The organism is Vitreoscilla stercoraria DSM 513 (assembly GCF_000382305.1).
GTDB lineage: Bacteria > Pseudomonadota > Gammaproteobacteria > Burkholderiales > Neisseriaceae > Vitreoscilla > Vitreoscilla stercoraria.
In genome coordinates, this window is sequence record NZ_KB908024.1 from 124,871 (window position 1) to 151,119 (window position 26,249).

The window sequence follows — 26,249 nt, forward strand, 5'->3', positions numbered from 1 at the left end:
TTAGCTTTTCAATCGGGCAGGTACGCCCATGACGATAGAGTTATTATAAACATTTTGTATGACCGCTGCACCTGCTCCAACGACACAGTCTTGTCCCACTTCAACTTGTTGTTTTGTAACAGAACCAATTCCTAGCCAACTTCTATCTCCAACGCGACTGGCTCCTGCAAGATGTACACCAGGGCTAATATGGCAGAAATCTCCAATGACACAATCGTGGTCAATACTGGCAGAGGTATTGATAATGCAGGCATTTCCAATTTGGGCATTAATGTTGACAACACTATGAGCAAAAAAAACTGAACCTTGACCTAAGGTACTATATTGGCTGATATAGGCTGTTGGATGAATGATGTTTGGAATATCAAAATTCAAAGATATGGCTAACTCAAAAAATTCAGCTCGCATGCTATTGTTGCCAATACCAATAGCAATGGCGTATTCGTTTGAACTAATTTTATTTAAATCTGAAATTGTTCCAAGAATAGGCCAATGCAAGATATTATTGAGACCATCATTAAAACGATCATCTAAAAAAGCAATGGCATCAAAAGCTTTGGTCTGTTCTGCAGTATCTGCTATAACTTTGCCATGACCGCCTGCTCCTAATATCAGTAATTTAGTCATTTTTACTACCAGTGAATTTGCTAATTGTGACTTCACCTTCTGCTGAGATGCCTTCTTTAATAAACACTTTTTTTACAGTTAATAAAAGTATTTTAATATCTAGCCAGAATGATTGATTATTAATATACCAAACATCTAATTTAAATTTCTCTTCCCAGCTTATGGCGTTACGTCCATTGACTTGTGCCCAGCCAGTAATACCAGGACGTACTTCATGACGACGATATTGTTCTTGGTTATATAGTGGTAAATATTCCATTAGTAACGGTCTAGGGCCGACTAAGCTCATATCACCCTTAAGTACATTCCATAATCCTGGTAATTCATCCAAACTGGTTGAACGTAACTTTTGACCAAATGGTGTTAAACGCTCTGAATCAGGTAAGGCGTTACCATTACTGTCGGTAGCATTTAACATACTTCTAAACTTATACATTTTAAAAGGTTTACCATTTAAGCCCGGTCGTATTTGAGAAAAAATAACAGGAGACCCTAAATTTCTATAAATGAGCCAATATAAGCATAAAAAAACAGGTGTTAATATAATAAGCCCTATTAAAGCTATTAGGAAATCAACGACCCTTTTGCACATTTTAGTTTCCATAATATTTTGTTTAGTTTTTCATAAAATTTATGATTATATTGTTTGTTATTTTACTATCGTAATTAGATTTTGCATAAAGATGGGCTTGTTTGCCCATATCAATAGTTACGTCTGGATTTTTAATAAAAAATTCTATTGCATTCACTAATTCTGATACTGACCATTTAGGAATAATGAAACCATGCTCCTTGTGGATAATACTTTCTCGACAGCCTGGTGCATCTGTTGTAATGACAGCTCGCCCTATTGACATTGCTTCTTGAGTACTGCGTGGCATACCTTCTCTATATGAAGGGAGTACAAATACATCAGATTGGGAAATGACATCTTGAATATTATTGACTTGGCCTAGAAATTGAATTGTATTTGCTTTTGTTAAAGTATCCAATTGATTTTCTGTAATACTTCCAGGGTTATTAACATCAATACTGCCAGCGATTTTAAAAATAATATTCGGATACTTATTTTTGATTATTTTCGCAGCATCAATAAACTCGTTAATTCCTTTTTCATTTAATAAGCGTCCAATGAATAAAAAGCTTAGTGGTGAGCCAGGAGATGAGAGTGGGTTATATGGGTATTCGCTAGTATTTAGACCAATGCCAGGGATAATTAAAGTTTTAGGTACAGAAATTTTATATGTTTGTAATAAGTCTTTTTCATCATCATGGTTTAAAAAAATAGTACCTTGGCTTAGAGGTAGGCTGATTTTATATAGCATTACCTGTATTTTTTTGATAATTGATGATTTAGTTGAGGAGCCTTGAGGTTGCTCAGTAAAAAAATAGCCGAGGCCTTCAATCATGGCAAATCGTTTAGGCACTTTTGCAAAAAATGCTGAAATAGTTCCATAAATAACAGGCTTTACAAAATAGCTAAGAATAATATCGGCATTAGTTTTTTTAATTATTTTATAAAGATGAAATGTATTAATAACATCTTGAAAGGGATTAAAGCCTGAGCGATTGATTGGATAATGTACTGGAATAGCGCCAATTTCGTTAAGTATATTCATTTGTTCAGCATTAAAGTCATTGGCCAAACAATACACTTCAAAATTGCTAGCGATTAAATCTTTTATAAGTGATAGTCTAAAGTTAGTCATAGAATAACCCGTAGTACCAAGAATAATAATTTTTTTCATTTGTATGTATATGTCGTAATTAAGTTTTGATATAGCTGATTTAATAGTTGAGATTTATCTAAATATGGCAGTGCTGCTTCTTGAATGATAGTGCGTTTCTCTTCTCGCATTTCTATAGCGAAGCCGCATATCTTATCAATTTCAGGAAAACTATTTTTATAGTATGGGAAATTTTCTGGGAAAATATCCTGATGTCCTGTATAAACAGGTACTCCTAGACTTAGGTATTCTCTTACTTTTAGTGTGCATGCTTGTTGCATGTTTTTCCTATATAGTGCAAAAGACCCAAGACCCACATCGCATTGATAGGATAAAGCACTAATTTCTTCTTTTGAAAGCAATCCATGCATAATAACTCTATTATCAGTAGAAGCTACTTTGTAGTCATGTTCAGATAGTTTTCCAACTAAGTGTAGCTTGAAATCTAAATTTGATTTTTTAATATTTGCAAGTAGTAGGTCTAATCCATGCCAAGAGTCAAAATAGCTAGCAATAAAAATTAAATTAATTTGCTGGGGATTTCTATTATCATAAAGAGTTTGATTGTTATTTACGTGATAACCATTAGGATAAAGAAAACTATTTTTATCATGGCGCTCTACTGTATTTAAGCGGTTTAACTCATGTTGTATTATTTCTTCTGTTACTCCAATAATTCCACTAGAAGATTGAAGGCTATATTTACCAATTTGTTTTTCTAGAAAACCACGTAATTTTGCTTGATTGTTATTTGGTAATAACAGTTCAGGTACTTCAAATGAGTGGTGTACTAATAATACTGGTTTTGATGAATTTTTAATAAATTGATATTGCCATATATCATGCACATAATAACGTAATAAATATATGTCGCAAGATTGCATTTTCAGCCAATTGTAATAATTTTTCCTTAATTTATACCAGTTTAATATTTTATTGATTTTAGTTGTTTGGGGCGTGTGATTAATTTCCGAGTCAAAAACACAAATATTTTGATCGGACTTAGAAATAGTATGTTGATTCGACCCCGATGGACAATACATTGCTGTTGTCCAATCAAGTTTGAGTTGATTTGCAGACTCTTGCTCCCAATTCATTTGTTTTAACATACCTGCAGAAGGAGTTAATAGCGCTGCGCTATGAAGTATTTTTAATTTTGGGTTCATATATTTCTTAGAAGATAATTAATAGCTTTTCATCGATTATTAAGGAAGAATATAACTTTTTAGCAGATTACTGTTTCTTCTGTTTTCTCTTAGAAGTGCTAATTAAAGTATAAATTATTGTGGCATAAATAATCAGCGGGATAATAGATGAGATTCCCGCCCTAGGAATAAAAATAACGGAAGGTGCAATGGTAATTAAAATTCTTTTATAAGTTTGATTGTGGTTTGAAAGTACCTCTAACTTATTAATAAAAAATCCCCAAATAAAATTATATAAACTGAAAATGACAATTACGCCCCCAGAAAATACATGAAAATCAGATAATAAGGACCAGCCTGTACCGAAACCTTGATTATATAAGCTAGGATTCAACTGATAGGATAAATATCGGCCAAAGCTAATATAGTAGCTAGGTAGTTCATGACTTATTAAGCCAATCAGAAATGATGATCCAGGAATGAAACTTTGTAGAACTGGGATAGCAGAATAACTTTCAAGTTTTGTTGAGGCATCAAAAATCATTAAACTTGTACCTTGAGAATAGAAAAAATCACTGATTTGGATCAGAAAGCTTTCTTCTTCAGATAGGTGGCGCATACTAAACATAGGTATGATATACGTAACGAAACCAGCAATTAAAATCATAAAAGGTATGATAAATAATAGATTAGGTTTTTTTTTGCCGTAGTCATTCATAACCCAAATTAAAAATAGTAGATAAATTACTAATGCACCGCGGACTCCAATAAAGGCTTGAGTTAAGCAACTTAATCCAAATAGAGTAAGATAAAGTAATTTGATTCTTCGTGTACTATGTACGAGTGTAATGCCTAAAAATACATAAGTAAAAGTTATGAGTAGTGAGCTCCAGCTTGCTTGGATTGCTTCGCTTTGGCTAGCATATAATGCGATATACCCCAGTTTAGATACTAGTTCTAGATTATTTTTTATTTGAAGTAGCGTTAGTAAAAATATTACTGATAGGCAGACAATAATTATATACTTAGAAGGTTTATTTTCTTCGGTGATATGTGATGGATTAATGCTATTCGATTTAGATGTGTAGGCTAAATATGACCCTAGCTCCATTGATATCATTGAAATAAAAATGGTCATCATCAGTTGAGTAATTTCAAAATCATTGAGTCTATATGTGATAAAAAAATCTAAAAAGAATGTATCACTTTGAGGATTAAGTAATGTCGCAATAAATCTGCCACCAATAAATAGTAAAAATGATATAAAGAAAATAGAATATAAATTACTTAAGGGTACTGAGTTAGTAAATCTTAAGATGTAAATTAATACAACAATACTGGTAAAAAAAATTGACCAAGTATAATTGCTTAAGTATAGCTCATCTTTAGATATGTAAATTGATAAAAATAGAATTAACAAAAAGAATAAAATGCTAATTGCAATAGCTTTTTTAGGTTTTATTTTTAACGAGCTCATGATTTTTATATACTACTGATTTAGAAAATGTTGAAAATATAATGACCAAGGTAATTCTCCTATTTTAAATAGATAGAATCAGTAGAATTAAAAAGTCATCAATGATGGTAATCTACGGTAACTCTCCCATTTTTAATGGAGAGGATTAGTAGAATCAAACATTCATCAATGGCGGCTTGCCGCCGTTGGCTTGATGAGGCCTTTCGTGGTTGTAAAACCACAGCCAACGAGTGGCATGTCTTCAACATCGTTCAAGTTATTAAACAGGTATTGCTTTACAATCCATACCGCATGGTACGATTGTAACGTTCAATATAGGCGTTTTGTTGTGGTTTGCCAGGTTGAATGTATTCAATCCTAATACCTTTTTGTGCTGCTCAAGCTTGGAACTCATGGCTGGTAAATTCAGGCCCATCGTCACATCTGATGGCATTGGGTGCCAAAAGATACTCCAAGATTTGGTTCACAGTGCGAATGACTTGACTCATTGGCCATGATAAACCCAACTCCATTGTTAAACCTTCACGCTTGTAATCATCAATGACATTCAATAAACGATAGCTTTGGCAATCAATGCATTATCATTTCCACTTCGATGCTGATAACGATAACACATTTCGTTGATTTGGATGGTGGTACAGGTAAAGCGTATACTGACAGCTTTGTGTTCGATTGCATCAGATGCCATCTTCTTTACGGGAAGGCGGCTTCACCATTTTTTTACTATGGCCTCCTGAATAATTTCAGTTTTGAGTCGCTCTTCGGCATACATCTTTTTTAAGTGAGCGTTCTCTGCTTCCAATTTCTTCATTCTGGCCATCAATGAAGCGCCCATACCTGAATATTTGGATCATCATTTGTAAAAGGTGACTGAGCTGATACTGTGCTCTCGGCGCACTTCAGGTACTGGCATTCCTGACTCAGCTTATTTCAAAATAGCAATGATTTGGCCATCGGTAAATCGTGATTGTTTCATGTAAAATCTCCTACGTATAGATTACGAGAAAATTCTATTTACTGCTTCATTTATTTAAAAGGGTATTACCATTACCTTATGCAATCAGCAATGAGTACATTGCTATTTTATTTATCTTAATATAACAGTTATAAATTTAAATATTGAATTAAATTTAAAATATTTTTATCTTTATTAAAATTCTCTTCCCAATATATATAAGGTGTAAATTTTTGATTCTTCATATTTAGAATATGATTTTTAACTTGATCAGAAGTTACATCTTTAGATACGAGTATCCCAGTATTAAATTCTGAATGGATAATTTCACTCACTCCCCCGACGTTGGTTGCTATTACTGGAATATTAAATGAAATTGCTTCCATAATACTTACAGGAATACCTTCTGTTTCACTTAAATTTATAAATAAATCTATATGATTGTTTTTGTAAAATTCAATAATATCGTTATGGTTTGTTTGACCATGTAGATTGATATTGAGCATATCGGGGTTGTAATTGTCAGTTTCTATTAATGACTTTAATTTAGGCATATCGGTACCACCACCAAAATGATGCCAAGTAATTTTTAGTGACTTAGAAACCAGTCTAATTGACTGATAAATTAGATCAACTCTTTTTAAAGGGATAATGCTGGAGCAGCTGACAATAACATAGGAATCAGATTCTTTTTGATTGGATGAGCTGCCATGAAATTCAGTACCTAAATAATTCGTGCTAATTTTATGGTTTAAATTCCAATTTGGATATGTGGAATTGAGATATTCAGCCCCTTGCTTTGATATAGTAATAATATGATGGCTAGATTCAAAAAGACTGAATCTAATAGGAAGATAACCATGTTGCCTATCTAAATACAAATCTCCACCATGTAATCTAATCCAGCTTTTATGTAATTTTGTCTGATCAATCCATGGTAAGGCATAACCACTTCCCATACCCCAAAATAAATACGCATCAAATTGAGTATTAGAATCTTGGTTTTTAAGAAAATGATTTACTTTAGAAGAAAAATATCGTCCAGTTAGAATAGCAAAAATAAGGTGTTTAAAGTGAGCTAATTTCTTGAGATGGGGATATTCTTGCTTAAGGATTTTTATGGTTTTCCATAAAGAGGATGTATTAAAGAGTCCTTTAAGTACAATTTCAAACTTATTATTGAAGCCTGCTTCTATAATATGAAAATTAGCTGGCATTTCTAGAACAGGATACGTTTTACTATTAAAAAATCTAATGATATAAACATTTTCATAAATTTCAGATAAATGCTTTACTTCTGGCTGAATGAAACTACTATCTCCATAATTAAGAGGATAGTTGTTAGTGAATAATAGTAATGATTTGATTTTTCTCATAATGTTATTTATTTTTTTGTTAGCTTAAGAGCCATATATGTAAATATACATAGTAGAAATGACATGGATATAGAAACTAGGGTTAAAGTTTTTATTATATTGTCATTAAAGAGGAAAATGATACTCAGAGGAACCAGCATGTAGAATATAGAAAAAATTAATAGGACTCTTTCTTGTTTTAAGACTACATAAATAGAGGAAATAGGAGAGGTAATAAAGTTAAAAAATAACCATGGTGTTAATACGCTGCATATTTGACCAGCTAACTGCCAAGAAGAGCCGAAGAAAGTTGTAAATAACCATTCTGATAGTAGGAATAATAATACAAAAGGCACAATCCCAATTAAAAAAGATTTTTTTATGCAGCTTAATAAAAATCGATGAAGATCATCTTGTTTTAGCTGAGTAAAATGCTGGTAATAGACTTGAGATAGTGCACCATTAATTAAGGAGATAGGACCTTGTAGGATGCGCCAAGCTAAAGCAAACTGACCTAAAACACTCACAGTAAAAAAGATAGACAGCAGGATATTAATGCCATTTAATCTAAGCGCATCAATCAGGGCTGTAGGAGCATTGTATAGTGGTAAATTTTTAAAGTGAGATAATAATTTCCTATTAAGCATAGGATACTTTTTTTGAATCTTCTGAGGAGTTAACTTCCTGATACTATAAATTAAAGCGATAGCTTGTCCTATTAGATTTCCTAATATAAGACCTGATACACCAAAATTAAGTCCTAACCCCAACGTGATTTGACTGCCATTAGTTGAAATACTTTGTAACATGCGCTGATTGGCAATTGTTGAGTATTGTTTGTGTCGATTAAACCAAAATGTAATAGATTGAGTAATACCTAATATGAGTATATTAATACCAATGAGAGGTAGCCAAATTGCAAGATCTGCATTGCCTAGTAAATGGCTAATTTCATTTTTGAAAGAGCTAAAAAAAACTAAGCATATTATTGAAAATATGAAAATAATTTTAATAGTTAAAGCCATTAAATGCCAAGCAGTTTGATGCTTTTTAGGAAGTATTATTCCATAGTCATATCTTAAGCCTGCAATTGGAATAAGAGATAGAACTATCGATGTGTATAATATAAATATGCCAAATTCATTTGGAGTATAAATTCTGGTTAACAGGGGCATACACAAAATAGGTAAAATTTGTGCAAAAGCCCCACTTTTTAATAAAGTTAAAATATTGGTTGTTAACTCATTTTTTTTTGTGAGAGGCCAGTATTTTTTAAAATATTTATTGCTCACGATGCAGAGAAAACCTTAGCAATATGTTCTTGGTCATGAATAGATAAATAAGGATGCATAGGTAAGCTCATAACCTCTTCTGCCACTTTATCGCCCACAGGTAATACTGCATCGCTGGCTACTGCGGGTTGTTTGTTCAATGGAATAGGGTAATGTACGGCTGTTGGGATACCTGCCTCTTTCAATTTTGCTTGCATGACATCACGATTTTTCACACGAACAGTAAATTGAGCATAAGCACTGATATTGTGCTCTTCAATGAATGGCACAGCGGTAAAGCCAACTTCTGCAAATAGCTTTTGATAGTTTGCAGCGACTTCTTGGCGCAAGCGCATTTCATCGTCCAAAATTGCTAATTTAGGCAATAAAATAGCGGCCTGTAAGGTATCTAAACGACTGTTCACGCCCACGCGAATGTGGTGATAACGGCGATCTTGGCCATGGCGGGCTACTTGGCGAATGATTTTTGCCAATTCTTCATCATTGGTAAAAATTGCACCACCGTCACCATAGCAACCTAAAGGTTTACTTGGGAAAAAGCTGGTGCAGCTAATAGTAGTTAAATTGCCAGATTTGCGACCTTTATAAGATGCACCGAAGCTTTGTGCTCCATCTTCAATCACGGGAATATTGTATTTGGCAGCGATGGCATTGATGGCATCAAAATCCGCACACTGACCGTACAAAGACACAGGAATGATGGCTTTGGTCTTGTCGGTAATGGCCGCTTCCAAAAGCTCGACATTTAAATTATAAGTATTTTCATACACATCAACATAAACTGGTTTGGCACCTAGCAAAGCCACTGTTTCAGCAGTTGCAATGTAAGTGAAACCTGGGGTGATGACTTCATCGCCCATGCTGACACCTAAGGCCATCAATGCAATTTGCAAAGCATCGGTACCATTGGCACAGGTGATACAATATTGGGCACCGGTGTAAGCAGCTAATTTTTCTTCTAATTCGACCACTTCTGGACCTAAAATGTATTTGCCATGGCTTAATACTTTTTGAATGTTGGCATCAATTTCAGATTTGATACGTTGTTGTTGTGCGACTAAATCAATGAATTCCATTTAAAGCGTCCTGTAATTTTTATTGTGCAACCGTCTTGGTTAAAAATTTGCCATTCAATTGGTATTGATCACCAGAATGAATGCAGATACTGGTGGCTTCACCTTCTAATGGTAAATCTAATTGTTCACCATATTCGCTCATCCAACCAATTTGGCGAGCGGGTACGCCTACCATTAAAGCATAGTCTGGTACATCTTTATTCACCACAGCACCTGCACCGATAAAAGCGTAGCGACCAATCGTGCTACCGCAAACAATAGTACAGTTGGCACCAAGCGTTGCGCCTTTTTTGACTAAGGTATCGCGATATTCGCTTTTGCGTTCAATTAAAGAGCGTGGATTGTAGACATTGGTAAAAACCATACTTGGACCACAGAAAACCCCTTCTTCCAATGTTACATTGTCATACACAGAAACATTGTTTTGGACTTTGCAGTTGTCACCAATGATGACTTGATTACCCACAAAAACATTTTGACCAAATGAACAACCTTTGCCGATGACAGCACCGCTACAAATATGCACAAAGTGCCAAATGCGGCTGCCTGCGCCAATTTGTGCGCCTGCATCCACAATAGCGCTTGGGTGTACGGTGTAATTTAATTCAGACATTTTAATAATTCCTCACAGGCCATTTCGCCTTGTATTTGTGCAGTAGTCCATTTGCCGCCATATACATGTAATACATTGCCAACCGTTTCAAAAGCCCATTCTCTTGTACTGTTACTTGGATTAATCGCATCTTTGAGTAATGGTCTCACACCAGCAAACGTCTTGCAGACATCTTGTGTCGTCAATTGCTGCTGGTGATAATAATTGTAAGACTCAAGCAAATATGCGATTTCCTTATCTGAGGCAGGCTCTGATTCAGGTTGATTTTGACGTATTTCCGTTGTGCCTATCATGGTTTGACCGTGGTAAGGCAAGACAAAGAAAATCCGCTTTTCATTCGGAATCGGCAGCATCAAAGCTTGGTTCAAAGGCTTATCCACCAGAATGTGGCTGCCCCTGACCCAATCCATTTCAATGGCCAATTTTGCTGCTTGTTGCTGACGCAAATGCATGACCCAAGGACCTGTGGCATTGACAATGGCATCAAAATTTGGCAATTGTGACAAGTCTTTTACAGGGCGCTTAGTGTGAATCATCCCACCCAAATTTTGAATTTGTTCAATGACCCACAAGCCCAATTGGTAATCATCCATTTGAGCATCATAAAAAGAATAAGCACCCAAAAGGTTTTGCGAGCTCAAATTTGGATTGCGTAACAGTGTTTCAGACGCACTTAACCAGCGACTTTTGGGAAAGCCGCTGCCTATGGCAAGGACATCATACAATTTGGTGGCCGTACCAATTTGCCAACGTGGACGGCCAATGCCTTGGTAGATGGGAAACAGCAATTCCAATTGGTGACACAAATGCGGCGCTTGTTCTAACCAAAACTGTCTGGCTTGCAAAGCTTTGTGTACCAATTTGAATTGGCCAGTTTCCAAATAGCGCAATCCTCCATGCAGTAATTTAGAGGAGGATTGGCTTGTGTGTGCCATAGGCGCATCTTTGTCAAACAACTCAACCTGATAACCACGTTTGAGTAATGACCAAGCAGTACAGGAACCAATGATTCCTGCACCAACCACAGCGATTTTTTTCATGAATCAATAAATCAGTGGCAAAGACACGGTTTTGTTGTCGCGTGCTGCTAAATAAATAGCAATCAACAATTCTAATGATTTTAAACCTTCACGGCCGTCTGTCATTGGCTCAGCTTCACCACGCAATACATCGATTACATTTTTGTAATAGAGTGGGTGGCCAAAACCATACACAGAAGTGGTTTCGTAATTGGCTTCTTTGACTTGGGCATCATAGTCTTTTTCGTCTGCGAAATCCCAAGTTTGAATGTCATTGACAGCCACGCCACCAACACGCACAGTACCCTTATCACCTAAAATAGTGATAGAGCCTTCGTAGTTTTTAGGATAAGTACACATAGTGACTGCCATAGAGCCTAAGGCACCATGACGCCAGCGAATGTTCACGACACCAGTATCTTCAGTTTCAATGTCACGGTGAGTTGAAACCATGGCTTGCACATCTTGTACTGGGCCAATTAACCATTCCATCAAGTCTACATAATGGCTAGCTTGATTCATGAATGCGCCACCATCAAACTCCCAAGTACCACGCCAAGCACCTTGATCGTAATAGTCTTGTGGGCGAGTCCAAAAAACATTCAAATGAACCATATTGATGTTGCCAAAACGTTTTTCTTCAACGGCACGCTTTAACAATTGCATGGTGGCATTCAAACGGTTTTGTTTGACTACAAATAAGCGTTTACCTGCTTTATCTGCGGCCTGAACCATACGTTCGCCATCATGTAAACGTGTTGCCATTGGTTTTTCAGTTAAGACATTAAAACCAGCTTCAAAGCAATCAACTGCTTGTTGAGGATGTTGACCAGAAGGTGTCGTCAAGATAATCAAATCTGCATCTGTTTCAGCCAACAAATCTTTCAATTTGCGATAAGCTTTCGCTTGTGTACGCTCAACGGCACTGGCCAATGCAGCTGCATCTGTATCGCATACTGCGACCAATTCTAAAGAATCCTGATGCGCTTCAATGGAGCCAAAGTGGTTGTTGGCAATGCGACCGCAACCAACCAACGCCACTTTAATTTTTCTGTTTTGGATAATATCGTACATAATTTGAGTGACTCTTAAGCTTTAACAACTTTGTTAGATTGTGCAGAGAATTTACCGCGAGTATCTATAATTAATTGTGCATGGGTTTCTAATAACTCATAGTCGAATTTATCATGCTCAGTAGTTAAAATAACGCAATCATAAGAGGCAATATTTTCAGCAGTTAATTCGATACTGTCTAATTCAAAATTGTGTTCGCGCATTTTTGGGAAGCTAGGAACATGAGGGTCGCTGTAATCGACTTTGACGCCTAAATCGCGTAATTTTTCCATGACAAAAACCGATGGGCTTTCACGCATGTCATCTACGTTTTTCTTGTAGGCAATACCTAATACCAAAACACGACTACCTTTTAATGATTTTTCGCGATCATTCAAAGCCAAGGCTGTTTTATTAACAACATAATCTGGCATGCTAGAGTTGATTTCACCTGCTAACTCAATAAAGCGCGTGTTAACACCAAACTCACGGGCTTTCCAAGTTAAGTAAAATGGATCGATAGGAATGCAGTGACCACCAATACCAGGGCCAGGATAATAGGCTACGAAGCCGAATGGTTTGGTTTTGGCAGCATCAATCACTTCGTAAATGTCTACACCCATTTTATCGGCCACAATCTTCATTTCATTGGCCAAACCAATATTCACTGCACGATGGATGTTTTCTAACAATTTGGTCATTTCAGCGGCTTTGGTCGAGCTCACTGGTACCACTTGGTCGATGGCTGCACTATACAAAGCAATACCCACTTGTAAGCAAGCATCAGTATGACCACCGACTACTTTAGGAATGGTGCGGGTTTCAAAATTAGGATTGCCCGGATCTTCGCGCTCTGGTGAATATACCAAGAAGAAGTTTTCACCCACTTTTAAGCCGCTTGCTTCTACGCGTGGCAATAATTCTTCTTCAGTTGTACCAGGGTAAGTCGTACTTTCCAAAGACAGTAATTGACCTGCACGCAAGTAAGGTTTCACAGCATCGGTCGTATCAATCACATAGCTAATATCAGGTTCACGGTATTGGTTCAGCGGTGTTGGTACACACAGAATGATAGAGTCACATTCAGCAATACGAGAAAAATCGGTAGTGGCCTCAAATAAAGTTTGAGCGTCCTGAATTTTTTTAGAATCAATGTGTTCGATGTAGCTTTTGCCTGAATTTAAGGCAGTCACTTTAGATGCGTCGATGTCAAAGCCAACTACCTTGAAGCCTACTTGAGTATAGCGCAACATTAAAGGTAAGCCGACATAACCTAAACCAACAATACCGATAACAGCTTCTTTGTTTTGGTAGCGTTGAATTGCTTGTTCAAACATATTGAATATTTCCCTAAATTGAATGTTAATTTACTTCATTAATAATAGTTTGGATGATGGAATGAATTTGTTGTTGTAACTGTCTACGTGCTTCTTGCTCAGTTACTGACTGTATTGAGGCTAGGGCGGAATAATTTGGGCGTACCCAATCTCGCGATGTGGCTTCTGTCAGTTGTACTTGGTAAGGAGAGCTAGGCATCGTGTACTGAGACAGTTCTTCTGCAATCATTTGAGCCAGTTGTAATCTTGTAATCACCACATTACCACTGTAATGAATGATTTTTTGAGACAATGGCGATTGAATTTGCTGGAGAATAAACTTGGCTAATTCATATGCATTGGTTGGTGTACCAGTCGTATTTTCGGTAATTTGTACGGTCTGTTCACTTAACAGTTTGTTAATGACAGTAGGAATAAAATTGTTACTGTATTGGCTAAAAACCCAAGAAGTACGAATAATCGTCACATTGTCGCACAGAGAGAGTGCCAGCGTTTCACCTGCTAATTTAGATTGACCATAAGTATTGCTTGGATTAGGTGCATCTAAATGGGTATAGGGCTGGTTGGCCTTGCCATCAAATACATAATCTGTGGATAAATGTATTAAGCGACAACCAATTTTTTGAGCAGCTTGCGCTAAGTTGGCAACACCGACAGCGTTGACTTTAAATGCTAAAGCGGATTCATTCTCTGCTTGATTGACATTGGTATAAGCCGCTGTATTGACAATCACATGAGGTTGAAAGCCTTCTACCATAGCGTTGACTGTAGCTAGATTGGTAATGTCTAAGGTTTTGGAATCGGTAAAAATGACTTCTAAGTTATCCGGTGTGCAATCACGCAAACACTGACCTAATTGTCCTCTTGCTCCTGTAATCAAGACACGCATGTTACAAATTCCTTTAATGACATTCCTAATAAGTCTTTTTCTGACATCACTGGCGCTTGATTGAAGAGTGGCCAATCTATGTCTAAGTCATTATCATCCCATAAAATACTCAATTGGTCATTAGGAGCATAATAATTAGTGCAATGGTACAATATTGTGGTGTTTTCTGCCAAGCTTAAAAAGCCATGGGCAAAGCCTGGTGGAATCCATAGTTGTTGGCTTTTTTCTGAATCTAAAACAACGGCTTGCCATTGTTTGAAATGAGCAGACTGAGGGCGAATATCTACAAAAACATCATAAATTTTACCTTGCAAGACTTGAATGAGTTTGCCTTGAGGATGGTTTATTTGAGTATGTAAACCACGTAAAACATTTTGTTTTGATTGAGAAATATTGCTTTGCACAAATACAGGTTCTGGCATATTGAATAAACTTGCATATTGTTGTTGATGTTGTGATTCGCTGAACCAACCACGTTCATCTTGATAACGAGGGATATCTATTAAATGCACACAGCCAAAAAAGGTTTGGGTAATTTTCATGGTAATTGCTCTAAAAACTGTTGTACATATACATCATATGCCGATTGTGACTGATTAGAGTTGTGCTGCAAGATGGTTTGTTTACTGCACCAACCTTGACGCAAGGCAAGCTCTTCTAAACAGGCAATTTTGAGACCTTGCATTTTTTCAATGGTATGAATACACGAGCCTGCATCGAGTAAACTTTCCGCAGTACCTGCATCTAGCCATGCAAAACCTCGACCCAATGGTGTGTGTTGTAAACGCTGTTGCTGACGGTATTGTTCTAATACATCCATAATTTCCAATTCGCCCCGTTGAGAAGGGTGGGTATTGGCGGCAAATTGACTCACTTGTGCATCAAACAAATACAAACCAGTAATAGCAGAATTGGAAATCCATTCGCTAGGCTTTTCATACAACCCAATAATGTTATCGTTTTCATCAAAACAAGCCACGCCAAAGCGTTGAGGATTGTTGACTTGTTGGGTGAAAATGGTAGCGCCATTGAGATTACTGATGGCGTGGTGAAGCTTTTGTCCAAAGCTTTCACCAAAGAAAATATTGTCACCCAAAATCAAACAAACATCATCGCCTTGTAACCATTCTTGTGTGATTAAAAATGCTTCTGGAATGCCTTTGGCTTCTTCCTGTACAAAATAGGTGATGTGTAACCCTAAGCGGCTGCCATCACCAAACATGCGTTGGAATAAATGTTGGTCTTCAGGATTGCTAATTAAAGCAATATCTTGAATGCCACCCAACATCAATACTGATAATGGGTAGTAAATCATTGGTTTATCATAAACGGGTAGCAAGTGTTTGTTCACTGCAAGCGTCATCGGATTCAAGCGGCTGCCTTTGCCGCCTGCGAGCACAATACCTTTCATGCGCAGACTCCCAACTTATGGATGGATGTTTAAAGGGGTATGTAAAGCTTGATGAACCGTCGCAGCCAAGCCCTGTTGCAATGAAGTTTGGGTATGCCAATTTAATTGCTGTTGAATTTTGCTCGCATCCAAAGCATAACAACGATCGTGCCCTAAGCGGTCGTTGACAAATTCAATTGGTGTTTGGTTTACAGGACGCTGTAATTGGGTCTGCACTTCGATGTATAAAGCTTCAAGCAAGTGTAAATTGGAGATAGGGCGGCCTGCCGCAACCACATAGCTTTGATTGGGTTTGGCTTGTGTTAGCATCAACCATAAAGCGTGTGCATGGTCTTCAACATATAACCAATCCCGTTTTTGTAAGCCATCGCCATAAACAGGAATGGTTTGCCCATTTTTAATCCGTTCTATGGCCAATGGAATCAATTTTTCAGGAAATTGGTCTGGACCGTAATTGTTGGTGCAATAACTTATCAAAGTGGGCAAGCCAAAAGTACGTTGGTATGCTTGCACATAATGGTCAGCTGCTGCTTTGCTTGCAGAATAAGGGCTGCTAGGCTTGTATGGGCTGGTTTCTGTGGCAAGATAACCATTGTCATCTGCATCACCAAAGACTTCATCTGTCGACACTTGTAAATATCGAAAAGCGGCCTGTAAATTTGGCGCTAAGCGTTGCCAATATTTTAAGGTCGCTTGTAATAAGGATAAAGTGCCTTGAGTATTGTTGTGTAAAAATACTTGGGGGGCATCAATGGAGCGATCGACATGGCTTTCAGCAGCCAAATGCATGACCGCCCATGGTTGGTGTTGTTGTAAAATTTCGCTGATGGCAGTCGTATCGCATACATCGGTTTGATAAAAGTGTATTTGCGCTAAGGGCAAGACATCGCTTAAGCGGCCTAAGTGACCAGCATAACTGAGTTTGTCGATGATTATGATGTCATCTTGGCTGTGTTGCGTTAAAAAGCGCACCAAGTGTGCGCCAATGAAGCCTGCTCCGCCTGTCACCACAATGCTGCTCATATCAAAATTTCTCCTTGCTCACCGACGTGTTGGCTATGGCGTAAATGCCATTTGATATCTTCTCCAATTGGGGTAACCGTATGGGTTTTCCAGACTGAATGCTGCTGTAAAACATCGGCTTGGACATTGAAATCAAACAATCCTTTGGCATTGTGTCCTAAGATTTTAGGTGCTTGGTATAAAATCAATTCATCTACTAAGTTTTGCTGCAAAAAAGCACTGCTTAGAGTCATACCCGCTTCTACCCAAACTTCATTGATTCCTTTTTCTGCCAATTGTTCTAAGACTTCAAATAAATTTTCACCTTGCCAACATAAGCTAGTGACGCCTAAATCTTCATATGCTTGAGTATTGTTTTCAGGACGGGTAAATAAAATGGTGGGAGCAACTTCGGTATTGAAAATCTGCGCATGGCTAGGGCTTTTGAGTTGTCTGTCCAATACGACACGCACAGGCGGTTTAATCATGATTTGATTGCGTACCGTCAATTGTGGATTGTCCAAAATCACCGTACCACTGCCTGTGATGATGGCATTGCTTTGTGCGCGCAAGTGTTGTACATCTTCTCGTGCTTTGGAGCCTGTAATCCACTGGCTCTGGCCATTTGCTAAAGCGGTTTTTCCATCTAAACTGGCTGCCAATTTGAGTGTGACAAACGGGCGTTTGCGCTGAATGCGTGATAAAAAACCACGATTAAGCGCGGCAGCTTCGATGGCCAATAATCCCGCTTGGGCTTGAATGCCAGCGTCCTGTAAACGTTGTAAGCCTTGACCTGCTACTTGTGGGTTTGGGTCGACCATTGCGCACACCACTCGTGCGACGCCTGCTTGTATTAAAGCATTGGCGCAAGGTGGCGTTTTGCCGGTGTGGCTACACGGTTCTAAAGTCACATAAGCTGTGGCACCTTGAGCCAAATGCGCAGCTTGTCGCAACGCATGGACTTCTGCATGCGGTGCCCCTGCAATCACATGAAAACCTTCACCGACAATATGCTGGCCTTGGGTAATCACGCAACCAACTTTAGGATTAGGACTGGTAGTATTGCCCACGCTGCCCGCCAAATACAGCGCACGCTGCATCATGGCGGTATCAAAATCAGAAAAGCTCATAGACATTATTGAACGCTGATATTTTGAATGGCGCTGGCCAAAGCTTCAGGATTTTGTGTAGTACTGATGGCACAAACAGAGTAAATGTTTTGTTGGTGTACAGCTTGGCAAGCTTGGTTAATGGTATTTTCGCCAACGGTTTCACTAAATTGATATGCCAATTTATTGTTTTGAACCGAGCCTACCACCACTTGTTGCAGTTTGGCATCGGCTTTAACGGAGTCGCTCAATTTGGCCAAATACGTATTGGCATCTGCTTTGGCTGCGCCTAAATCTGCTGCATAAATCAAAACATCATTGCTGGTGTCGTTTTGTAATAACAATAATTGCTCAGTAGGAATGTCGCTGATTAACTGATTTGCTTGGGCCAATTGGTCGGTAAATTGACCTGTGGTTTCAAGGCTTAATTTGCCATTGGCCGAGGTCAATTTTTGGACAGCTGCGGTTGCAGTTGGCGCGGTGGCAGATGCAGTTGGTGTTGCTGCTGGGATGTCACCGACAGAAGATTGTGTCTGTTGATTACAAGCTGCCAACATAACCAAACTCAAAGCGCTGATGCCTAAGGCGTGAAGGTATTTCATTGTTTTCCTTTTAATGAATGCTCAATCATTGTGATGGGGTTTCGGCTGTGTCAGTCTGGCAATGGTTTGCGTAAATTCTGACACATCGTTAAAGCTGCGATAAACCGAAGCGAAACGTACGAACGCTACTTCATCCATTTGGCTCAATTGGTTCATGACCAATTCGCCCACTTGTTGGCTGGTGATATCACGCTCGCCATATTGTTGGATGGTTTGCTTAATGGCCAAAATGGCTTCTTCGATTTGGTCTTGGTTGATGGGTCTTTTATGCAAAGCACGGGTCATGCTTGTGCGCAATTTGGTTTCATCAAAAACAACACGTTCGCCTCGTGCTTTGATGACTTGTGGCATGCGAATTTCTGCGGTTTCGTATGTGTTGAAACGGCGATCACATGCATTGCAACGACGACGACGGCGAACGCTGTGGTTGTCATTGACCAAACGAGAATCGATCACTTGCGTTTCCAAATGATGGCAATAAGGGCAGCGCATTTAAAAGCGTCCTGTAAGCAAGGGTTCAATCATATTTGGTTTTCGTCACTTCTTGAATGGGTTGGGCTTCGGCAATGGTTTCATTGGCATCAGCATGGTCTTGTTCATCAGCGGTTAATTCAGGTTGTAACAGCTCTGCTTTGGGATGATACTGAAATTTAGCATAAACTGGAAAGTGGTCGGAACCCACATTGCTTAAAAGCTGTAAATTTTTAATGAAAAAATCATTGCTCACGAACATGTGGTCTAGTGGCCAGCGCAAAAACCAATATTGGGCATGAAAGGTGTTGTAAAGCCCTCGTCCTACCCGTGGATCTAAGAGACCGCTTATTTTTTGAAACAAGCGGGTGGTGTGCGACCACGCCACATCGTTTAAATCGCCAAACACAATCACAGTTTCATCGGTTTGATCGATTTCTTTGCCCGCTAACAATAATTCGGCATCACGTGGCGTAGACACATCACTTTCGCCCGGAGCAGGCGGCTCGGGATGCAAACAATAAATCTTCATGCTTTCGCCCGAGCGCAAAACCACTTTAGAAACAATAGAAGGAATGTCTTCTTTGACCCAATAGCGTATCTCGGTATCAGACAATTCTAAGTGGCTATACAAATGCATGCCGTATAAATTATCCAAAGGCACTTTGACGGTATAAGGATAGTCTTTTTCCAAAACTTGTAATTGTTGCTCCCACCATAAATCGCTTTCTAGCGTTAACAATAAATCGGGCTGATATTGTTGTACCAGTGCAATGACTTTGTCTGCTTGGTGGTTGGGTGTTAAGACATTCACATTTAAAATGGAAATCGTGCGCTCATCATCAGGACTCAAATCCGACAAAACTTGTTTAGGATGCCAAGGGCTATAAGCGCTGATTTTGTAAATTTGGTAAAGCAAACACAAGACATTAGCGGCCTGTAAAATGTGAATGATGATGCTTTGTTGTTGGAAAAACCAACTGATCAATAAGATGAAGCAACTTAAAAAGGCAATTTGCAAACGTGGAAAGTCAAACATGCGCACAGTCCAATGGCTGTTGCGAGATAAAGGCAAAACAGTCGCAATAATAGGTACGAGCAGCAATAATCCGAGCAGCCAATTCATGACATTCCTTTAATATTGAAGCAGTCATCCATCATAGATATGATTTAGGGTTTGTTGCTAGAAGATGAGCAACCTGCAGCGCCAACACTGCGAGCAATTTTAAGTCCTTCTTCGATATTTAAGTATTGTTTCGGTTCGGGTGCATCGCTGTAAATGACTTTGCCTTCTCGAAAACAAACCAATTCATTGACTGCCAATTGTTGCCATTTTTCATTGGTGGTTAATGGCAAAGTGGCAATCACTGCCACGCGATCGTTGGGCGTGGTGACGGCTGAGAAATCAATATTGATGTCATCATCTAACAATACCGCTTCACCAAATGGCGCTTGGCGCACAATGTAATGCAACAAAGTGGTGGCGTGCGCAAACATCATGTCGCCATTGGACATTAAAAAATTAAACAAGCCATAGTTGCGGATGTCTTTGACTAAAACATTGATATGGGCAGTCAGAGTTTGCTCGTCAGGTTTGGTATCAAAGGTTTGGCGCAATTGTTCCAAAATATGGCAAAAGGCTTTTTCAGAGTCGGTATTGCCTACAGGACGGTAATATTGTCCTACGGCAGGATGAAAACCTCGCAAATTGCCATTGTGGGCAAAAACCCAATATTCGCCCCACAATTCACGCATGAATGGATGGGTATTGGCCAAAGCGGTTTCGCCTTGTGTGGCTTTGCGAATGTGGGCGATGACGTTTTCAGATTTAATTTGGTAAGTTTTGATCAAATCGGCAACAGGTGAAGAGGCACTCGGTGCATCATCATGGTAAAGACGCACGCCTTTGCCTTCAAAAAAGGCAATGCCAAAACCATCGGCATGGCTATCGGTTAAACCACCGCGCAAACGGAAGCCTTCAAACGAAAAAACGATGTCTGTGGGCGTGTTACAATTCATTCCGAGTAATTGACACATGCGGTTTCCTTAGGGTGGTGATGGGTTGGAGCAAGGGTATATGGCTGATTATAACAATGGCTGTGCGCCTGTCCAAATCTTGGCACTTGAAGTTGGTCTTACAGGCCGCATCTTATGAGCAGTTAATGATGAATTGAGGAAGTAAACATGAGCAATCAACGAACCCGTTTTATTTTGGATCAACAGCCTGTACGTGGCTTACATGTACAATTAGAGAGTGTTTGGCAGCATATTGTGGGTCAAAAAAACTATCCACAACCGATTGCCAAAGCTTTGGGTGAATTGCTAGCTGCAGGTTCATTGTTGGCTGCCAACTTGAAATTTGATGGTACGTTTATTTTGCAAGTGCAAGGTACGGGTGCGTTGAAATTATTGGTGGTGGAGGCGACCAGTGATAAAACTTGTCGTGGTACGGCGCGTTGGGATGAAAATCAAGAAATTGCAGAAGACGCGAGTTTGACTGATTTATTGGGTGAACAAGGTCAGTTTGTATTGACCTTACAACCACGTCAAGGTGAAATGTGGCAAGGCATTGTGGGCTTGCAAGGCGATAGCATTGCAGCAATGTTGGGCAATTATTTGGCTCAATCTGAGCAGCTAGATAGCCAATTGATTTTGGCAGCCGATGGCAATCGTGCTGTTGGTTTGATGGTACAACGCTTACCAGGTGAAGAGTTAGAGCGTGAAGATTGGAAATACATCGAATCTTTATTGCATACGGTTGGGAATGAAGAATTGCTCACTACCGATGCGCATACTTTGTTATATCGCTTGTTCCATGAACAAGAAGTGCGTGTGTTTGAAGCCGATGAAGTGGAATTTGCTTGCACTTGTTCACATGAAAAAGTTGGTAATATGTTGTTGCTGTTAGGTGGTCAGGAAATTGGTCAAGTGTTGCTAGAGCAAGGTAGCGTGGAAATTGCATGTGATTTTTGTCAGCAAAAATATGTGTTTGATGAAGAAGATGTGACGGATTTGTTTGGGGTGAATGTAGTGGAAGCAGTACGTCATGAGCCAAAGCAATAAGCAATGATATTCATACGTCTGCCATATGTGGCAGACGTTTTTTTTGAGAGGGCAAATTTTGAAAATATTGACGACAGGCGGTATGGGCTATATTGGCTCACACACAGTGATTGCTTTGTTGGAATCTGGTCATGAAGTGGTTATTCTAGACAATTTAAGCAATGCCAATATTGAAGTGTTGGCTCGTTTGAAAAAAATTACAGGCCGCGATGTCCCTTTTATTGAAGGCGATGTACGCAACCGTGAATTGTTGGCACAGACTTTGGCACGTTATGGCTTTGATGCGGTCATTCACTTTGCAGGCTTAAAAGCTGTTGGTGAGAGCGTGGCTGAGCCGATGAAGTATTATGATAACAATGTCAATGGCTCATTGATTTTGATGCAAGAAATGGCCAAAGCGGGCGTATTCCAACTGGTTTTCAGTTCATCGGCAACGGTGTATGGTGACTCTAAAGTCGTGCCTTTGACCGAAAGCGCGGAAGCTGGAAAAACCACCAATCCATATGGCGCGAGTAAGTATATGGTTGAATGTATGATGCGTGACATTGCTCAAGCAGATGAGCGTTGGAGTATGGTGGTTTTACGCTATTTCAATCCTGTGGGTGCACATGAAAGCGGTTTGATTGGTGAAGCACCCAATGGCACTCCAAACAATTTATTGCCATATATTTGCCAAGTAGCGGTCGGTAAGCGTGAGTTTTTATCCGTGTTTGGTGGCGATTATCCTACACCAGATGGTACGGGTGTGCGAGATTATATCCATGTGACCGATTTGGCAGATGGTCATGTGAAAGCGGTACAAACCCATCAACATGGTGGTGGTTTCCATATATATAACTTGGGTACCGGTATTGGTTATTCGGTATTGGAAATGGTCAAAGCTTTAGAACAGGCGGCACAAGTGAAAGTAGGATACCAAATTGTGCCTAGACGACCGGGTGATATTGCGGTGTGTTATGCTGATGCAACTTTGGCCAAACAAATTTTAGGCTGGCAAGCGCAGTGTGGTTTGGAAAAAATGATGCAAGATTCTTGGCGTTGGCAAAGCCAAAATCCCAATGGTTATGATGTGTAATGTGATATCCATATTTAAAAAGCCACTTGATGAGTGGCTTTTTATTTAAGCTGCCGCTTTGTAAAAACGCAGCGTCACGCACACACCGTCCTGTAAATTGAATAATTTGGCTTCACCTTGGTGGCGTTGCATCACTTCTTGTACCAAGGTCAAGCCGATGCCTGTACCACGATTGCCACTGCTGCGTGCCAACGAAAAATAGCGGTCAAATACTTTTTCCAAGGCAAATTCATCTACTTGAGGGCCTTGGTTGCTGATGTGCAATAACCAATCCTTGCCCACATTTTCGCCCCAGATTTTCACCACGCCTTCGGTGTGTGAAAAGTCCAAAGCATTGTCCAAAACATTGCCTATGGCTTGCTCTAGCCAAAAGACATCACCTTGTAGTTTGGGTGTTAAAACGCCCTCTATTTGCAAAACAATGTTTTTGCTTTGTGCCATATTTTGGCGCTGTTGTATGACGCTGTGTAAGAGTTGCGGCATATCTATGGTTTCTTGCTTGGTCAGCAATTGGCTTTTTTCCAAACGCATCAACAACAGCATCCGTTCAATCAATAAATGCAATTTGTCTGCTTGAGCGACTAAGTTGCCTGCGAAATATTGTTGGTCTTCCAAAGGCAACGGGTCTTGTAAAATTTCGGCACCTGCACGAATGCCAGCCAAAGGGCTTTTAAGCTCATGGGTCAAGGTACTGACATAATGTTCGACATAAGCTTGATCTTCCAATTGCGTGCGCATATTGGCAATGGCTTCTGTTAAATCGGTCAATTCTTTGGACAGATAAAATTTTGGTCTTTGACTGGTTGGCGCCAATGCCAAGGCAAAGCGTCTGACTTGGTTGATATTGTGACTGAGCCACCAAGACAAAAAACCTGCCAAAATCCAACCAATGAACAAATACCACATGGCCAATTGCCACATTTCTTGTTCGGCAGTCATTAGAAATGGCTCAATGCTGGTATTGGGTTTGCCCAAGCTGACCACCCCAATCAATTCACCTTTGTAAATAATAGGTGCCGCGACATACATCACTGACAAACGGCTTTGGTCTTGCGCTGCATCTAGGCTAGAACGTGCACCATAACGACCACGCAGCGTTAAATACACATCGTTCCAACGTGAAAAATCTTCACCTTTGAATTTGCCCAATGAATCATATAAAACAATGCCTTTTTCATCGGTAATATACATGCGTTGCTGTACGGCAGCTTTGTCTATAGACCAAATTTTGCCGCTGATTTCCCGTTCCATGACGGTTTGCATACGTTCGTCAAAGGCTTTGCTTTTGACATGACCGCTGGCGACATCTCGTGCAATCAAGGCTGAAATTACATTGGCATTGTCAGCCAAAATGTCTTCCATGACTTTGCGGGTGTTGGGTTTGATTTGTTCTTGAAACTGTTGCACCAACAACAAGCCGCCACATACCAATAAAATGGTGAATAGCAGCCAAATGCGTAGAAAAATCGGCATCAATGTCTCAATTCGTAACCCAAACCACGATGGGTGACAATGGTTTGGTCGGCATCGACAGTTTTGAGTTTTTGACGCAAAGTCTTGATGTGGGTATCGACAGTGCGCAATAAGCTGTGATCGGGATGAGCCCAAGCGGCCTGCATCAATTGCTCACGACTTAAAACCCAATTGGGACGGCGCAAAAATGCCACTAATAAATTCAATTCATTGCGTGTTAAAGACAAGGCTTGACCATTGAAGCTCACTTGTTGGCGTGCAGCTTGGTAATGCCAAGGATGCAAAGACACATCATCAGGATGTACGGGTACGGCCAATATTTCGGTATGAACAGAATCAGTGGCATGAGTGGTCGGTGAGGTTTGTGTGCGTCGCAAAATGGCCTTGATGCGTGAAATCAATTCACGCGGGCTGAAAGGCTTGGCGCAATAATCATCTGCACCAATTTCTAAGCCGATGATGCGCTCGATTTCTTCGGTACGTGCCGTCAAAAACAGTAAGGGCGTATTGTTGGTTTTGCGTATTTTTCGGCACAGCTCAAAACCATCCATGTCGGGTAAGCCCACATCCAAAATCATGAAATCCACTTGATGTTCCGATAAATATTCCAAAGCCAAACCAGCTTTGGCACACCAAATGACTTCCCAATTTTCACGCTTCAAAGCATAGCTCAAAGGTTCGGCGATGGCGGCATCGTCTTCTACCAATAAAATCGCTGTCATGGTTGCAAACTTCATCCATTTTTGAAAAAAAGTGACTTCGCATAGACTTCTCTATGCAATGGATTGCTACTCTAGCATAGATTTAAATACAGATTCAAAACTTTGCTTTATTTCTGTATTGACAGAAATTTTGAAAAAAATTATGATGGCTCAAACGATAGGAGAGATGACATGGTTTTGACATCGGTGGCTGAGAGATTTGTGTTGCATTGGGGCGAGATGGGCACCAAGTGGGGGGTAAACCGCACCGTGGCACAAATTCATGCTTTGTTGTTTATTGCAGGCCGCCCAATGGCTGCAGATGAGATTTGCGAGACTTTGGGTGTTGCTCGTTCTAATGTCAGCAACAGCATCAAAGAATTGCAAGGTTGGCGTTTGGTGACAGTGGTGCATCAATTGGGTGACCGTCGTGATCATTTTGAAACCCAAGGTGATGTGTGGGAGTTGTTGCGTATTGTGGCTGCAGAACGGCAACGCCGTGAGATTGAGCCAACCGAGCGTTTTTTGGCCGAATTGATGGCAACGCCTGAATTTGCCGAACAAGACAAAGCTGTGCAGCAACGCATACACCAAACCCATGATTTGGTGTCTACTTTGACTGCATGGACGAGCCAAATGTTGAAAGTATCGACGGCTACTTTGGTGAGATTGTTGAAATTGGGTAGCAGCATTCAGAAGTTTTTGAAGTAGGTTTGATTGAGGCTGTGTCGTGTAGATGCAGCCTTTTATGGGGTGATTTATTTCTCTTAAAACAGA

26 protein-coding genes and 1 pseudogene are annotated in these 26,249 nt (G+C 39.5%); 3 read left to right on the forward strand and 24 right to left on the reverse strand.

From position 1 onward, the window contains the following. From H150_RS0106805 to H150_RS0106925, 22 genes and pseudogenes are all read right to left on the reverse strand, one after another. Entirely contained in the window at nt 1–627 is a 627-nt protein-coding gene (locus H150_RS0106805; RefSeq protein WP_019958302.1) for an acetyltransferase, read from the reverse strand. Then, entirely contained in the window at nt 620–1,231 is a 612-nt protein-coding gene (locus H150_RS0106810; RefSeq protein WP_155970465.1) for a sugar transferase, read from the reverse strand. The genes H150_RS0106805 and H150_RS0106810 overlap by 8 nt, the downstream gene beginning before the upstream one ends. Nucleotides 1,232–1,241: 10 nt before the next feature. Next, nucleotides 1,242–2,375, reverse strand: a complete 1,134-nt coding sequence (locus H150_RS0106815) for a glycosyltransferase family 4 protein (protein WP_040755745.1) — start codon at nt 2,373–2,375, stop codon at nt 1,242–1,244. Further along, entirely contained in the window at nt 2,372–3,520 is a 1,149-nt protein-coding gene (locus H150_RS0106820; protein WP_019958305.1) for a glycosyltransferase family protein, read from the reverse strand. Before H150_RS0106820 ends, H150_RS0106815 begins: the two co-directional genes overlap by 4 nt. A gap of 67 nt (nt 3,521–3,587) precedes the next feature. Further along, nucleotides 3,588–4,976, reverse strand: a complete 1,389-nt coding sequence (wzy, locus tag H150_RS0106825) for an O-antigen polysaccharide polymerase Wzy (protein ID WP_019958306.1) — start codon at nt 4,974–4,976, stop codon at nt 3,588–3,590. Between the two features lie 154 nt (nt 4,977–5,130). Then, nucleotides 5,131–5,952 (reverse strand): annotated as a pseudogene (locus tag H150_RS14985) (integrase core domain-containing protein). A gap of 128 nt (nt 5,953–6,080) precedes the next feature. Further along, on the reverse strand, nt 6,081–7,307 hold the full coding sequence (locus H150_RS14760) for a glycosyltransferase (protein WP_019958311.1): 1,227 nt from the start codon (nt 7,305–7,307) through the stop codon (nt 6,081–6,083). Between the two features lie 8 nt (nt 7,308–7,315). Further along, complete coding sequence (locus H150_RS0106855) at nt 7,316–8,578, reverse strand: lipopolysaccharide biosynthesis protein (protein WP_019958312.1); 1,263 nt, start codon at nt 8,576–8,578, stop codon at nt 7,316–7,318. Next, on the reverse strand, nt 8,575–9,654 hold the full coding sequence (locus H150_RS0106860; RefSeq protein WP_019958313.1) for a DegT/DnrJ/EryC1/StrS family aminotransferase: 1,080 nt from the start codon (nt 9,652–9,654) through the stop codon (nt 8,575–8,577). Before H150_RS0106860 ends, H150_RS0106855 begins: the two co-directional genes overlap by 4 nt. 19 nt (nt 9,655–9,673) lie before the next feature. Beyond that, a complete protein-coding gene (locus H150_RS0106865) occupies nt 9,674–10,267 on the reverse strand; it encodes an acyltransferase (protein ID WP_019958314.1) in 594 nt (197 codons plus the stop codon). After that, nucleotides 10,255–11,307 (reverse strand): glycerol-3-phosphate dehydrogenase/oxidase, encoded by a 1,053-nt coding sequence (locus H150_RS0106870; RefSeq protein WP_019958315.1) that lies wholly within the window; start codon nt 11,305–11,307, stop codon nt 10,255–10,257. Before H150_RS0106870 ends, H150_RS0106865 begins: the two co-directional genes overlap by 13 nt. A gap of 3 nt (nt 11,308–11,310) precedes the next feature. Continuing rightward, nucleotides 11,311–12,360 (reverse strand): Gfo/Idh/MocA family protein, encoded by a 1,050-nt coding sequence (locus tag H150_RS0106875; RefSeq protein WP_019958316.1) that lies wholly within the window; start codon nt 12,358–12,360, stop codon nt 11,311–11,313. Between the two features lie 14 nt (nt 12,361–12,374). Continuing rightward, nucleotides 12,375–13,676, reverse strand: a complete 1,302-nt coding sequence (locus H150_RS0106880; RefSeq protein WP_019958317.1) for a nucleotide sugar dehydrogenase — start codon at nt 13,674–13,676, stop codon at nt 12,375–12,377. A gap of 25 nt (nt 13,677–13,701) precedes the next feature. After that, the gene (rfbD, locus tag H150_RS0106885; protein ID WP_019958318.1) at nt 13,702–14,565 is read right to left on the reverse strand and encodes a dTDP-4-dehydrorhamnose reductase; all 864 of its coding nucleotides are present in this window, start codon (nt 14,563–14,565) and stop codon (nt 13,702–13,704) included. After that, nucleotides 14,553–15,107 (reverse strand): dTDP-4-dehydrorhamnose 3,5-epimerase, encoded by a 555-nt coding sequence (gene rfbC, locus H150_RS0106890; protein ID WP_019958319.1) that lies wholly within the window; start codon nt 15,105–15,107, stop codon nt 14,553–14,555. The genes rfbD and rfbC overlap by 13 nt, the downstream gene beginning before the upstream one ends. Next, complete coding sequence (gene rfbA, locus H150_RS0106895) at nt 15,104–15,976, reverse strand: glucose-1-phosphate thymidylyltransferase RfbA (protein ID WP_019958320.1); 873 nt, start codon at nt 15,974–15,976, stop codon at nt 15,104–15,106. Before rfbA ends, rfbC begins: the two co-directional genes overlap by 4 nt. Before the next feature lie 15 nt (nt 15,977–15,991). Then, nucleotides 15,992–16,999, reverse strand: a complete 1,008-nt coding sequence (rfbB, locus tag H150_RS13930) for a dTDP-glucose 4,6-dehydratase (protein WP_019958321.1) — start codon at nt 16,997–16,999, stop codon at nt 15,992–15,994. Beyond that, complete coding sequence (ribD, locus tag H150_RS0106905) at nt 16,996–18,114, reverse strand: bifunctional diaminohydroxyphosphoribosylaminopyrimidine deaminase/5-amino-6-(5-phosphoribosylamino)uracil reductase RibD (RefSeq protein WP_019958322.1); 1,119 nt, start codon at nt 18,112–18,114, stop codon at nt 16,996–16,998. The genes rfbB and ribD overlap by 4 nt, the downstream gene beginning before the upstream one ends. Beyond that, nucleotides 18,114–18,689: a hypothetical protein gene (locus H150_RS0106910; RefSeq protein ID WP_019958323.1), complete on the reverse strand. Its 576-nt coding sequence runs from the start codon at nt 18,687–18,689 to the stop codon at nt 18,114–18,116. The genes ribD and H150_RS0106910 overlap by 1 nt, the downstream gene beginning before the upstream one ends. A 21-nt stretch (nt 18,690–18,710) precedes the next feature. After that, on the reverse strand, nt 18,711–19,181 hold the full coding sequence (gene nrdR / locus H150_RS0106915; RefSeq protein WP_019958324.1) for a transcriptional regulator NrdR: 471 nt from the start codon (nt 19,179–19,181) through the stop codon (nt 18,711–18,713). 25 nt (nt 19,182–19,206) lie between these two features. Beyond that, nucleotides 19,207–20,286, reverse strand: coding sequence for an endonuclease/exonuclease/phosphatase family protein (locus tag H150_RS0106920; protein ID WP_019958325.1), 1,080 nt, complete (start codon nt 20,284–20,286; stop codon nt 19,207–19,209). Between the two features lie 44 nt (nt 20,287–20,330). Beyond that, nucleotides 20,331–21,197, reverse strand: a complete 867-nt coding sequence (locus H150_RS0106925) for a class II glutamine amidotransferase (RefSeq protein WP_026353548.1) — start codon at nt 21,195–21,197, stop codon at nt 20,331–20,333. Between the two features lie 147 nt (nt 21,198–21,344). Here H150_RS0106925 and hslO point away from each other — a divergent pair, with 147 nt between their 5' ends. Both hslO and galE read left to right on the forward strand, forming a co-directional pair. Beyond that, a complete protein-coding gene (gene hslO, locus H150_RS0106930) occupies nt 21,345–22,223 on the forward strand; it encodes an Hsp33 family molecular chaperone HslO (RefSeq protein WP_019958327.1) in 879 nt (292 codons plus the stop codon). Between the two features lie 58 nt (nt 22,224–22,281). Further along, a complete protein-coding gene (galE, locus tag H150_RS0106935; protein WP_040755760.1) occupies nt 22,282–23,298 on the forward strand; it encodes a UDP-glucose 4-epimerase GalE in 1,017 nt (338 codons plus the stop codon). A 45-nt stretch (nt 23,299–23,343) separates the two neighbouring features. Here the strand turns inward: galE and creC are convergent, their stop codons facing one another. Then, nucleotides 23,344–24,771, reverse strand: coding sequence for a two-component system sensor histidine kinase CreC (gene creC / locus H150_RS0106940; protein WP_019958329.1), 1,428 nt, complete (start codon nt 24,769–24,771; stop codon nt 23,344–23,346). Further along, nucleotides 24,771–25,493, reverse strand: a complete 723-nt coding sequence (locus tag H150_RS0106945; RefSeq protein ID WP_019958330.1) for a response regulator — start codon at nt 25,491–25,493, stop codon at nt 24,771–24,773. Before H150_RS0106945 ends, creC begins: the two co-directional genes overlap by 1 nt. A 171-nt stretch (nt 25,494–25,664) precedes the next feature. Between H150_RS0106945 and H150_RS0106950 the strand changes: the two genes are divergently transcribed. Then, nucleotides 25,665–26,183: a GbsR/MarR family transcriptional regulator gene (locus H150_RS0106950; RefSeq protein WP_019958331.1), complete on the forward strand. Its 519-nt coding sequence runs from the start codon at nt 25,665–25,667 to the stop codon at nt 26,181–26,183. The last annotated feature ends 66 nt before the right edge of the window (nt 26,184–26,249 follow it).